Here is an 11,075-nt window from a genome sequence, read left to right as displayed (position 1 = left end):
GCCGGCGGGGCTGGCGCTGTGGGGCCGGGTGATCTGGCGCGAGGGGGCGGACGGGCTGTCGCAGCTGGTGGCCGGTTACCTTGCGCTGACGGTTCTGGGGCTGCATGGCTTTGGCTTGCTGCGCGACGGGCTGGGCTTTGTCTGGATGGGCTGGCTGATCGCGGTGGTGATCGCCTCGGATGTGGCGGGATATTTCATCGGGCGCGTGGTCGGCGGGCCGAAGTTCTGGCCCAGCGTCAGCCCGAAGAAGACATGGTCGGGCACGGTCGCTGGCTGGATCGCGGCGGCCGGCGTGGGCGCGGCCTTTGCCGGACCGCTGGGCGCGGGCGGCGCGCTGGTCGCGCTGTCGGTGGTGGTGGCCGCGGCCGGGCAGGGCGGTGACATTGCCGAAAGCGCGCTCAAGCGCCGCGCCGGGGTCAAGGACAGCTCGCAGCTGATCCCCGGACACGGCGGGCTGGCGGATCGGTTCGACGCGATGCTGGCGGCGGCGCTGGTGGCATGGATTGCGCTGTTGACGGGCCTTGTGGCCTGAGGCGCGGGAACAGGGAACACGCATGCGGTCGATCAGCATCTTCGGGGCCACCGGCTCCATCGGGGTCAACACGGTCGACCTGATCGCCCGGCAGGGCGGTGCGGAGGCCTATCGCACCGTCGCGCTGACCGGCGGGCGCAACATCGCGCGACTGGCCGAACAGGCGCGTGCCCTGCGTGCCGAGGTCGCGGTCACCAGCGAGGATGACCTGTATGCCGAGTTGAAGGATGCGCTGGCGGGCAGCGGCATCGCCGTCGCCGCGGGTCGCGCGGCGTTGCTGGAGGCCGCCGACCGCCCCGCCGACTGGACCATGTCGGCCATCGTGGGCGCCGCGGGTCTGGCGCCGGGGTTCCGTGCGTTGCGCCATGGCGGCACGCTGGCGCTGGCCAACAAGGAAAGCCTGGTGGCCGCCGGGCCGCTTCTGATGGCCGAGGCCGCCCGCCACGGGGCCACCATCCTGCCGGTTGACAGCGAACATTCCGCGGTGTTCCAGGCACTGGTGGGCGAGGACATGGCGGCGGTGGAGCGGATCATCATCACCGCCTCGGGCGGGCCGTTCCGTGACTGGCCGCTGGCGCGGCTTGCGGCGGCGACGGTGGCCGAGGCGCGCGCGCATCCGAACTGGTCGATGGGGCTCCGGATCTCCATCGACAGTGCGAGCATGTTCAACAAGGCGCTGGAACTGATTGAAACGCGAGAGTATTTCGGCGTGGATCCCGCCAGGATCGAGGCGGTCGTCCACCCCCAGTCCATCGTGCATGCGCTGGTGGGCTTCAGCGATGGCGGGCTGATGGCGCACATGGGGCCTGCGGACATGCGCCACGCCATCGGCTATGCGCTGAACTGGCCCGGGCGGCGCGAGGTGCCGGTGGCGCGGCTCGATCTTGCGGCCATCGCGCAGCTGACCTTCGAGGCCCCCGACGAGGTGCGCTTTCCCGCGCTGGCGCTGGCGCGCGCGGTGATGCGGACACGGGGGCTGTCGGGGGCCGCCTTCAACGCCGCCAAGGAGACTGCGCTCGACGCCTTTCTGGAGGGGCGGCTGGGCTTTCTCGCCATGGCCGAGGTCACGCAGGACACACTTGCGCGGCTGGGCGGGGCGCTCACATCTGATCCAGACAGCCTTGATTGCGTCCTGGACATGGACCATCTCGCGCGGAGGACGGCGCGCGAGATTATCGCCGCGCGGGGCTGACGCCCGCAGGCTGGCGTACAGGCTGGCCAGCAGGCTGGCGCTCAGCCCTGCACCCAGCCCGGCGCAGATGCCGCCGCCCATATCGGCCCGTGCGCGGGCACATGAACCTGAAAGGCGACCCCCTTGGACATTCTCGGCCTGCTGCCCGGCTTCGGCAACCTTGCCTTCACCATCGCGGCGTTCGTGGTCGCGCTGTCGGTGATCGTGGCGGTGCATGAATACGGCCATTACATCGTCGGCCGCTGGTCGGGGATCGAGGCGGAGGTGTTCTCCATCGGCTTCGGCCCGGTGCTGTTTTCGCGGGTGGACCGGCGCGGGACCCGCTGGCAGGTCGCGGCGTTGCCGTTCGGGGGCTATGTCAAGTTTCTGGGCGACGGGGATGCGGCGTCGGTGCGGGGGCGCGCGGGGGCGGGCGTCGACCCGCGCAGCACGATGCACGGCGCGCCGCTATGGGCGCGCTCGGCCACGGTGGCGGCAGGACCGCTGTTCAACTTTGCCCTCTCGATTCTGGTGTTTGCGGGGTACTTCATGGTTGGCGGGGTGGCGGTGGATCGCCCCGTCGTCGGCACGCTGAAGGACCTGCCCACCGTCGCCGCGACCGAGCTGCGCCCCGGCGACACCATCCTTGCGGTCGATGGCACCGACACCCCCGACACCGCCAGCTTCATGCGCGTCATCGACGAGATGCCGCCCCAGGACATCGTGCGCTACACCGTGGAGCGCGACGGCACCCTGCGCGAGGTCTCCGGCCCCTATCCGTTCCCGCCGCTTGCGGGCACGGTGCAGCCGCAGTCGGCGGCGCGCGATGCGGGGCTGGCGCCGGGCGATCTGGTGCTGTCGGTCGACGGCACCCCGATCGCCGCCTTCCGCGAACTGCGCGAGCGCGTGGCCGAGAGCGGCGGCACCCCGGTCCAGCTGGAGGTGTGGCGCGCCGGAGAGACCTTCGAGATCACCGTCGCCGCCCGCGCCCAGGACCTGCCGACCGCCGATGGCGGCTTCGAGCAGCGCTGGCTCCTGGGCGTGACCGGCGCCATGGTCTTCGACACCGAGACCCGCCGCCCCGGCCCGCTGGAGGCGCTGGGGATCGGGGTGGAGCGGACAGTCTTCATCGCCCGGACCAGCCTGTCGGGGCTTTACCACATGATCACCGGGGCGATTTCCTCGTGCAACCTGCGCGGCCCCATCGGCATCGCCGAGACGTCGGGCGCGATGGCGTCGGACGGGCTGGCGTCGTTCATCTGGTTCATCGCGGTGCTGTCGACGGCGGTGGGGTTGATCAACCTGTTCCCGGTGCCGGTGCTCGATGGCGGGCATCTGGTGTTCCACGCCTACGAGGCGATCACCGGCCGGCCCCCCAGCGATCGCGCACTTCAGCTGCTGATGGCGGTGGGGTTGGCGATGATCCTGACGCTGATGGTGTTTGCGATCGGCAACGATCTGTTCTGTCCTTGAGCACTGCGCCTTTCCCGTTTTGACATGGCCCCCTGTTCCCGCTAGGCAGTCGGTCAAACGAACCGGCAGGGCAGGACCGTGGGCATGGGTGACAAGGGCGGCGTCGGCATGGGACGCGGGGTGGCGGTTCGTACCGCCCGGACGTTGGTTCTGGGGGCGCTTCTTGCGGTGGCCATGCCGATTGCGGCCATGGCGCAGGACTACCGCTTTGCCGCCATCCAGGTGCAGGGTAACGAGCGGGTCGATCCGTCGGTCATCGCCGGATTTGCCGGCATCCCGCAGGGTGAGACCATCAGCGCGGGCGCGCTGAACGCGGCGTTCCAGCGGGTCGTGAATTCGGGCCTGTTCGAGGATGTGTCCTTCGATCCGCGCGGCGGCACGCTGGTCATCACCGTGCGCGAAAATCCCGTGATCAACGTCATCAGCTTCGAGGGCAACCGCCGCGTCGACGACGACGTGCTGCGCGGGGTCACCACGTCGCGGGCGCGGCGGGTGTTCTCCGCAGCCCAGGCCGAGCAGGACGCCGCGGCCATCGCCGAAGTGTACCGCCAGGGCGGCCGCTTTGCCGCCGAGGTGACGCCGCGCATCATCGAGCGGTCCGGCAACCGGCTGGACCTGGTGTTCGAGATCCGCGAAGGCGCCACGGTGGAGATCGAGCGGCTGTCCTTCGTCGGCAACCGCGCCTTCACTGACCGTCGGCTGCGGCGCGTGCTGTCCACCACCCAGGCGGGTCTGCTGCGCACCTTCGTGCGCACCGACACCTTTCTGGAGGGGCGGGTGGAGCTTGACCGCGCGCTGTTGCAGGACTTCTACCTTGCGCGCGGCTACATCGACTTCGAGGTGCTGAATGTCGCCTCGGAGATCAGCCGCGAGGGGGACGCCTTCTTCGTCACCTTCACCATCCGCGAGGGCCAGCAGTACCGCGTCGGCAATGTCAGCGTCTCCAGCGAGATCGCGGGCGTGGAGGCGGCCGACTTCGAGGGCTACGTCCGCGTGCGCCCGGGCGTGGTGTTTTCCCCCACCGTGGTGGAGGCGACGATCGCCCGGATGGAGCGGCAGGCCAGCGACCGCGGCCTGCGCTTTGCCCGCGTCGACCCGCGCGTGACCCGTAACGAGCGCAACCAGACCGTGGACATCGACTTCGTCCTCGTCACCGGCGAGCGCATCTTTGTCGAGCGGATCGACGTGCAGGGCAATGTCTCCACCCTCGACCGGGTGGTGCGGCGCGAATTCCGCATCGCCGAGGGCGACCCGCTGAACCCGCGCGAGCTGCGCGAGGCGGCCGAGCGCATCCGTGCGCTGGGGTTCTTCAGCGACGTGCAGGTGGACGGCCGCCAGGGCTCGGCGCCCGACCAGGTCGTGGTCGACGTGAACGTGGAGGAGACGACGACCGGCAGCCTCGGCTTCGGGGTCAGCTTCTCGCGGGCCGAACGGCTGGGCGGTGCGCTGACCTTCTCTGAGACCAACTTCCTCGGCCGTGGGCAGGAGCTGACGCTGGCGTTCAACACCACCCGCGGCAGCCGCGAGTTCAACCTCGACTTCGTCGAACCGCGCCTGCGCGACGGCGAGATTTCGGGCGGGCTGTCGCTGTTCTACCGCGAGACCGATGTGCAGTCCTGGGCCAACTTCAGCACGCGGCAGGCACAGGTCAGCCCCTCCATCGGGTTCCCCGTCAGCCCCTTTGGCCGGATGACGCTGCGCTACTTCCTGCGCGGGGACGAGGTGCGCGACTTCCGCGACGAGGTGTCGCCGGTGCTGCGCGCCGATGACGGACGCACCACCACCAGCGGGGTGGGGCTGCGCTATGTCTATGACACGCGCCGCTCGGAGCTGTCGCCGGACTTCGGTGTGCTTGTCCGCCTCGATCAGGAGATCGCGGGGCTGGGGGGCGACCGCAAGTATCTGCGCTCCACGGCGCTGGGGGTGGTCGAGCGTCGGGTCTTTGGCGACGACGTCACCCTGCGCGCCGAGCTCGAGGCAGGCGCTATCACCATGCTCAGCGGCCGCAGCCGCGTGACCGAGCGCTTCGAGCTGAGTGACCGGATGCGCGGCTTCCGGCCCGCCGGCGCCGGTCCGCGTGATCTGTCCTCGGTCGATCAGGACGGTCTGGGGGCGAACTATTTCGCCGTGGCGCGGATGGAGGCGGACTTCCCCCTCGGCCTGCCCGAGGAATACGGGATCGCGGGCGGGGTGTTCTTCGACGTCGGCTCGTCCTGGGGGATCAGCTGCCCGTCGGGGGTGGATTGCAGCGGGGTTGACGACTCGCGCAGCCTGCGGGCTGTGGCCGGGGTGTCGATCTTCTGGGACACGCCGCTGGGACCGTTGCGGTTCAACTTCTCGCGCCCGGTGCAGACCAAGGCGTTCGACCGCACCCAGAACTTCGACCTGACGATCCAGAGCCGGTTCTGATGCGCCCCCGCCGCCGGGGTTTCGCGGCGGTCCTTGCGCTGGCGGGGCTTGCCGTCGGCGCGGGCGGGGCTGCCGCGCAATTGCCCGGAACGCAGTTTGCGCTGGGGACGGGGATGGCCGCGGTGGTCACCCTCGATCAGGAACGTCTGTTTGCGGAGTCCGCGTTCGGGCGGGCCGTCGCGGCGGCGGTGGAGCGTTCGGCCCGCGCCCTGACCGAGGAAAACCGCGCGCTGGAGGAGGACCTCGCGCGTGAGGAGCGGGCGTTGACCGAGCGCCGCACGCAGCTTCCTCCGGCCGAGTTCCGCACGCTGGCCGAGGCCTTCGACGCTCGCGTCCAGGCGATCCGCCGCCGTCAGGAGGGGCGTGGCCGCGCCATCGCCGCCTTCCGCGACGCCCAGCGGCTGCGCTTCTTCGAGGCGGCGGTGCCGGTGGTGGCCGAGGTCGTGGCGGCCTCGGGGGCGGTGGTGGTGCTGGACAGCCGGGCGATCGTGCTGGCGCTGGACGAGGTCGACATCACCGACCGGGTGCTTGTGCGGCTCGATGCGGTGCTGGGAACGCACGAGGTGCCCGAGCGCGTGCCGCAGGCCATGCCGGGGCCTGTCCCCTCGGGGGACGGGGCGGCGGTGGGCGCGCCGCTGGACCTGCCCGTTCCCGCGCTGCCGGGATCCGCGCCACCCGAGACTGCCCCCCCGGGAACTGTCCCCCCGGGGACTGCTGCCCCGGAGACTGCGCCGCCGGGCGCGGCCCTGCCCGAGATCGCGCCGCCCGGAACCGGTCTGCCCGAAGCTGCCCCCCCGGGGACCGGGCTGCCCGAGTGACGGCCCTGTGCCTTGCGCAGGTCGGGTGGGGCTGGTACCCCGCTGCACCGAAACACACCGGCCCCCGGTGCCGCCGCGCGCGCGCCGATATCATCCAGGGAAAGGCGCGATGACCGAAACCCCCACCACCGCCGAGATCCCCGCGAGTGCCGATGTCGCGCTGATCCAGCGCATCATCCCGCACCGCTATCCGTTCCTGCTGATCGACCGGGTGCGCGACATCGTCGCCGGCACCAGCGCCGTCGGCATCAAGAACGTCACCGTCAACGAGCCGCATTTCCCGGGCCATTTTCCGGCCGCCCCGATCATGCCCGGCGTCTTGATCGTGGAGGCGATGGCGCAGACCTCGGCGGTGATGGTGGGGCTGACGCTGGATCTGGTGGACAAGGAGCCGCTGGTCTATTTCATGTCCATCGAGGAAGCCAAGTTCCGCCGCATGGTCACGCCCGGTGACGTGCTGGAACTGCACGTCGCGGTCACCCGGCGGCGCGGCGACATCTGGAAATTCGACAGCCGCGCCATGGTGGAGGGCAAGCTGGTGGCCCAGGCCAGCTATTCCGCCATGATCGATCGTCGCGGCCGCTGAGCATGGACAGCACCGACGCCCCCCGCATCCATCCCTCGGCCGTGGTCGAGCAGGGCGCGCGCATCGGCGCGGGGGCCGTCATCGGCCCGTTCTCGGTGATCGGCGCCGAGGTGACCCTGGCCGAGCGCGTGGAGGTGAAGAGCCACGCCGTCATCACCGGCCAGACCGAGATCGGCGCCGACACGGTCGTCTTTCCCTTTGCCACTGTGGGCGAGGTGCCGCAGGACCTGAAGTACCGGGGCGAGCGGACTCGGCTGGTGGTCGGCGCCCGCTGCCGCATCCGCGAGGGCGCGACGCTGAACACCGGCACCGTGGGCGGCGGCGGGATCACGCAGGTGGGCGACGACTGCCTGATCATGACGGGCGCGCATGTGGGCCACGATGCGCGGGTGGGCGACCGGGTGATCCTGGCCAATCAGGTTGCGCTGGCGGGCCATGTGGTGGTCGGCGACGATGTCATCATCGGCGGCATGTCCGGCATTCACCAGTTCGTGCGGATCGGACGTGGGGCGATCATCGGGGCGGTCACGATGGTGGCCCATGACGTGATGCCCTTCGGCCTTGTGCAGGGGCCGCGCGGGACGCTGGAGGGGCTGAACCTGGTGGGCCTGCGCCGGCGTGGCGTGCCGCGCGCCGAGATCGCGGCGCTGCGCGCCGCCTATGCGACGCTGGCGCGCGGCGAAGGCGCGCTGGCGGATCGCGCCCGGGCGCTCTCGGCCGGGACCGACAGCGCGATGGTGCGCGAAATGGCGCATTTCATCCTGGAGGCCAGCGACCGTCAGTTCCTGGCGCCGCGATGAGCGGGTCCGCAGGCCGTACCGCCGTGATCGCCGGGCGCGGCGCGCTGCCCGCGCGGATCGTGGCGGCGCTGGAGGCGGCGGGCGAGGACCCGGTCATCGCCACCCTCGCCGGGACCTCGCCCGACGGGCTGGACGGCCGTGCGCAGGAGGCGCTGGAGGTCGAGCGGCTGGTGCCGTTCTTTGACCGTCTGCATGATCTGGGTGTGCGGCGGGTGGCCTTTGCCGGGGCGACGACGCGGCCGCGCCTGAACCCCGAACGGTTCGATTCGCGCACCGCGCAGCTGGTGCCACGCCTGGTCGCGGCGATGCAGGCGGGCGATGACGCCACCCTGCGCGCCGTCCTCGCGCTGTTCGAGGAGGAAGGCTTCGAGATCGCGGGCACCGCCGATCTGGCGCCCGCGCTGTTGCCTGCGCCGGGTGTGCTGGGCACGGTTCACCCCGATGCCGCCGCGCAACGCGATACCGTGCGGGCGGCGGAGATCGTGGCAGCACTCGGCGCGGTGGACGTGGGGCAGGGCGCGATCGTGGCCCGTGGCCTGTGCCTTGCGGTGGAGGCCCTGCCGGGCACCGACGCGATGCTGGCGCAGGTGGCCACCCTGCCGGAGGCGCTGCGCGGGGCGGGGCGTGCGGGTGTGCTGTTCAAGGCCCCCAAGCCTGGCCAGGATCGTCGCATCGACCTGCCGGCGCTCGGGCCGGGCACGGTGGCGGGCGCCGCGCGCGCGGGTCTGGCGGGCATCGCCTTCGAGGCGGGGGGTGTGCTGCTCCTCGACCGGGCGGAGGCGGTGGCGCAGGCCGATGCGGCGGGCCTGTTCCTGTGGGCGCGGGGACCGGAGGGGTGAAGGTCTTCCTCGTGGCCGGTGAGCCGTCGGGCGACGCGCTGGGGGCCGCGCTGATGGCCGGCCTGCGGGCCGAGGCGCCGCAGGTGCAGTTCCTGGGCGTCGGTGGCGCTGGCATGGCGGCCGAGGGGCTGGAGAGCCTGTTTCCCATGCACGAGCTCAGCGTCATGGGGCTGGCCGAGGTGCTGCCGCGCTATCGCGCCCTGCGCCGGCGCATGATCCTGACCGCCGACGCGGCCATCGCCGCCGCACCGGATGTGGTGGTGACGATCGACAGCCCGGATTTCGGCCTGCGCGTGGCCCGCCGCGTGCGGGCCGCGCGCCCGACCCAGCGCACGGTGCACTATGTCGCGCCCTCGGTCTGGGCATGGCGGCCGGGGCGGGCGGCCAGGATGGCCCAGGTGGTCGACCATGTCCTGGCGCTGCTGCCGTTCGAACCGCCGCTGATGCAGGCCGCGGGCATGACGTGCGATTTCGTCGGCCACCCCATCGCGGCGGTGCCGCAGCCCGATGCCGCCGACATCGCCGCCTTCCGCGCGGCCCACGGCCTTGGCGGCGCGGATATCGTGCTGGCGCTGCCCGGATCGCGCCGGGGCGAGGTGGCGCGGATGGGGCCGGTGTTCGGTGCCACCCTCGGCCGGGTCCTGGCGGCGCGCCCCGACCTGCGGGTCGTGGTGCCCACCGTGCCCACCGTCGCGACCGAGGTCCGCGCCATGGCCGTCAGTTGGCCCGGCGCACCGGTGGTGGTGGAGGCCGGGCCGACGCCCCCGTCGCAGGTGCGCGCAGCGTTTTCCAGCGGTCGCGCGGCGCTGGCGGCCTCGGGGACGGTGTCGCTCGATCTGGCGGCGGCGGGGGTTCCGATGGTGATCGGCTGGGACGCGCATCCGATCACCCGCTTCGTGCTGTCACGTCTGGTGCGGCTGGACACGGTGACGCTCGTCAACCTCGTGAGCGAAACACGCGCCGTGCCCGAGTATCTGGGCCGCGCCTGCGCCCCCGACGGGCTTGCGCCCGCGCTGCTGGCGCTGCTGCACGACGGCCCCGCGCGCACGGGTCAGACCGAGGCGATGGCCGCCACGATGCAGCGTCTGGGTCGTGGCGGCACGCCACCGGGGATCCGCGCGGCGCGCTCGATCCTCGCCTCACTGGACCGCTGAGGCACCAGCCCGCCCTCGTCGATGTCTGTCGCTGTCTGTGATCGGGACCGAGGGTATGGTGGGTGATGAGGGATTTGAACCCCCGACATCTTCGATGTGAACGAAGCGCTCTACCACTGAGCTAATCACCCGGCCCGCGTCTGTTAGCGCCGTGTCGCGGTGGGTGCAAGACCTTTGCTGCGGTAGATGTCACCTGTTCGCCGCGCCCGGAACCGCGCGGTGCCATGACTGCCACCCGCCCCGGGCACGCGCCCCGCGGCACGGTGCTAGCGCCAGCTTGCCGGCCCACGACGAGGCCATCCGCGCCCCGGCGGATCGCGCCTGCACCACGGGCCTGCGCACAGGCCTGCGCCGCGCGCTGCGCGTCCATGAGGTCGCCCGGATGCATGGTGGCGCCTTTGCGTTTCTGGCCTGCGCCCCGTGCCGACCTGCGCTCCGCTGGCGCCTGCCACAGATCGAAGGGTGCAGGGATGATCCGTTTCGCTGTCGCCATGGCCGCAACGCTGGCCACCCCCGCCTCTGCGGTCGAGTGCTGGACGGCCAGCAACTTCCGCGGCCAGACCGCGCAGGCGGATGGCGGTTATCGCTTCAAGTCCGACAGCTTTGCCGATGGCATGCTGATCTGTGTCACGGCCGAAGGCGGCATGGTCCGCGGAAACGACCTCGACCTTGTGCGGCTGGGCGACTCCACGCTGATGGGGTGGGTGACCAACGGACTGGGGCTCGAGGTGGTCAACGTCTATCAGATCGACCGGCGGCGCGGGGTGCTGTTGGTCACGCAATCCCGCATCGGCACCGCCACGGTGACACCCCTGTTGCCCGATTACGCCGCCGTGTTCGTCGCAGACCTGGCGCGGTTGGAATGAGCCTCGGTGATCGGTTCGACACGCCGTCACCATCCTGGCACGGCCACGGCAGATCGGGCCGGATGCCAAGGCCAGGGGTGCGGCAGGCCGCAGGAGTTGTCCGTCGAAATCCCGGGCGATCCGCGTCAGCGTCGTGGGCAATGCTCCGGCACCGCGGATCACAGGCCTCTGAACTGCATTGGAATCGGGGCAGGTGATGGTAGCGGAGGAGGGACTTGAACCCCCGACACGCGGATTATGATTCCGCTGCTCTAACCAACTGAGCTACTCCGCCATGTCAGGGCGCGCGGCACCCGTGACGGGGCGGGAGTTAGGCCAGTGCGGCGGGGCCGTCAAGCCGAAATTCCGAGGCGGCGCGCGGACACGCAGGGCGTGCGGCTGATGCCCGGGGCCGTGGCGTCCCCGGGGCGGGCGGGCCTGCTCCGGG

Annotated in this window: 10 protein-coding genes and 2 tRNA genes; 10 read left to right on the top strand and 2 right to left on the bottom strand. The window is 71.4% G+C overall.

The window, feature by feature from the left end:
* The 9 genes from CCR87_RS09760 to lpxB form a co-directional block, all read left to right on the top strand.
* On the top strand, positions 1–532 hold a 532-nt coding region (locus CCR87_RS09760), incomplete at its 5' end, for a phosphatidate cytidylyltransferase (protein ID WP_201157338.1).
* Positions 533–554: 22 nt separating this feature from the next.
* A complete protein-coding gene (dxr, locus tag CCR87_RS09755) occupies positions 555–1,724 on the top strand; it encodes a 1-deoxy-D-xylulose-5-phosphate reductoisomerase (RefSeq protein WP_201157337.1) in 1,170 nt (389 codons plus the stop codon).
* Positions 1,725–1,847: 123 nt separating this feature from the next.
* Complete coding sequence (gene rseP / locus CCR87_RS09750) at positions 1,848–3,176, top strand: RIP metalloprotease RseP (protein WP_201157336.1); 1,329 nt, start codon at positions 1,848–1,850, stop codon at positions 3,174–3,176.
* A gap of 84 nt (positions 3,177–3,260) precedes the next feature.
* Complete coding sequence (bamA, locus tag CCR87_RS09745) at positions 3,261–5,585, top strand: outer membrane protein assembly factor BamA (protein ID WP_242511940.1); 2,325 nt, start codon at positions 3,261–3,263, stop codon at positions 5,583–5,585.
* Complete coding sequence (locus CCR87_RS09740; protein WP_201157335.1) at positions 5,585–6,403, top strand: OmpH/Skp family outer membrane protein; 819 nt, start codon at positions 5,585–5,587, stop codon at positions 6,401–6,403. Before bamA ends, CCR87_RS09740 begins: the two co-directional genes overlap by 1 nt.
* Before the next feature lie 109 nt (positions 6,404–6,512).
* Complete coding sequence (gene fabZ, locus CCR87_RS09735) at positions 6,513–6,989, top strand: 3-hydroxyacyl-ACP dehydratase FabZ (protein WP_201157334.1); 477 nt, start codon at positions 6,513–6,515, stop codon at positions 6,987–6,989.
* Positions 6,990–6,991: 2 nt separating this feature from the next.
* On the top strand, positions 6,992–7,789 hold the full coding sequence (gene lpxA, locus CCR87_RS09730; protein WP_201157333.1) for an acyl-ACP--UDP-N-acetylglucosamine O-acyltransferase: 798 nt from the start codon (positions 6,992–6,994) through the stop codon (positions 7,787–7,789).
* Positions 7,786–8,628, top strand: a complete 843-nt coding sequence (locus CCR87_RS09725; protein ID WP_201157332.1) for an LpxI family protein — start codon at positions 7,786–7,788, stop codon at positions 8,626–8,628. Before lpxA ends, CCR87_RS09725 begins: the two co-directional genes overlap by 4 nt.
* Positions 8,625–9,782: a lipid-A-disaccharide synthase gene (gene lpxB / locus CCR87_RS09720; protein ID WP_201157331.1), complete on the top strand. Its 1,158-nt coding sequence runs from the start codon at positions 8,625–8,627 to the stop codon at positions 9,780–9,782. The genes CCR87_RS09725 and lpxB overlap by 4 nt, the downstream gene beginning before the upstream one ends.
* A 56-nt stretch (positions 9,783–9,838) precedes the next feature.
* Here the strand turns inward: lpxB and CCR87_RS09715 are convergent.
* Positions 9,839–9,913 (bottom strand) — tRNA-Val (locus CCR87_RS09715).
* A gap of 339 nt (positions 9,914–10,252) precedes the next feature.
* Between CCR87_RS09715 and CCR87_RS09710 the strand changes: the two genes are divergently transcribed.
* Positions 10,253–10,648 (top strand): hypothetical protein, encoded by a 396-nt coding sequence (locus CCR87_RS09710; protein WP_201157330.1) that lies wholly within the window; start codon positions 10,253–10,255, stop codon positions 10,646–10,648.
* A 197-nt stretch (positions 10,649–10,845) separates the two neighbouring features.
* Here CCR87_RS09710 and CCR87_RS09705 read toward each other — a convergent pair.
* Positions 10,846–10,922, bottom strand: a tRNA-Met gene (locus CCR87_RS09705).
* Positions 10,923–11,075 lie beyond the last annotated feature (153 nt).

Source organism: Rhodobaculum claviforme (assembly GCF_016653255.1).
Taxonomy (GTDB): Bacteria; Pseudomonadota; Alphaproteobacteria; order Rhodobacterales; family Rhodobacteraceae; genus Rhodobaculum; species Rhodobaculum claviforme.
This window is presented reverse-complemented; position numbering and strand designations above follow the sequence as displayed.

Bases quoted from the DNA above. Each gene is read 5' to 3' on its own strand.
- CCR87_RS09725 (WP_201157332.1), top strand. From the start codon at position 7,786: ATGAGCGGGTCCGCAGGCCGTACCGCCGTGATCGCCGGGCGCGGCGCG.
- CCR87_RS09710 (WP_201157330.1), top strand. From the start codon at position 10,253: ATGATCCGTTTCGCTGTCGCCATGGCCGCAACGCTGGCCACCCCCGCC.
- bamA (WP_242511940.1), top strand. From the start codon at position 3,261: ATGGGTGACAAGGGCGGCGTCGGCATGGGACGCGGGGTGGCGGTTCGT.
- lpxA (WP_201157333.1), top strand. From the start codon at position 6,992: ATGGACAGCACCGACGCCCCCCGCATCCATCCCTCGGCCGTGGTCGAG.
- fabZ (WP_201157334.1), top strand. From the start codon at position 6,513: ATGACCGAAACCCCCACCACCGCCGAGATCCCCGCGAGTGCCGATGTC.
- dxr (WP_201157337.1), top strand. From the start codon at position 555: ATGCGGTCGATCAGCATCTTCGGGGCCACCGGCTCCATCGGGGTCAAC.
- CCR87_RS09740 (WP_201157335.1), top strand. From the start codon at position 5,585: ATGCGCCCCCGCCGCCGGGGTTTCGCGGCGGTCCTTGCGCTGGCGGGG.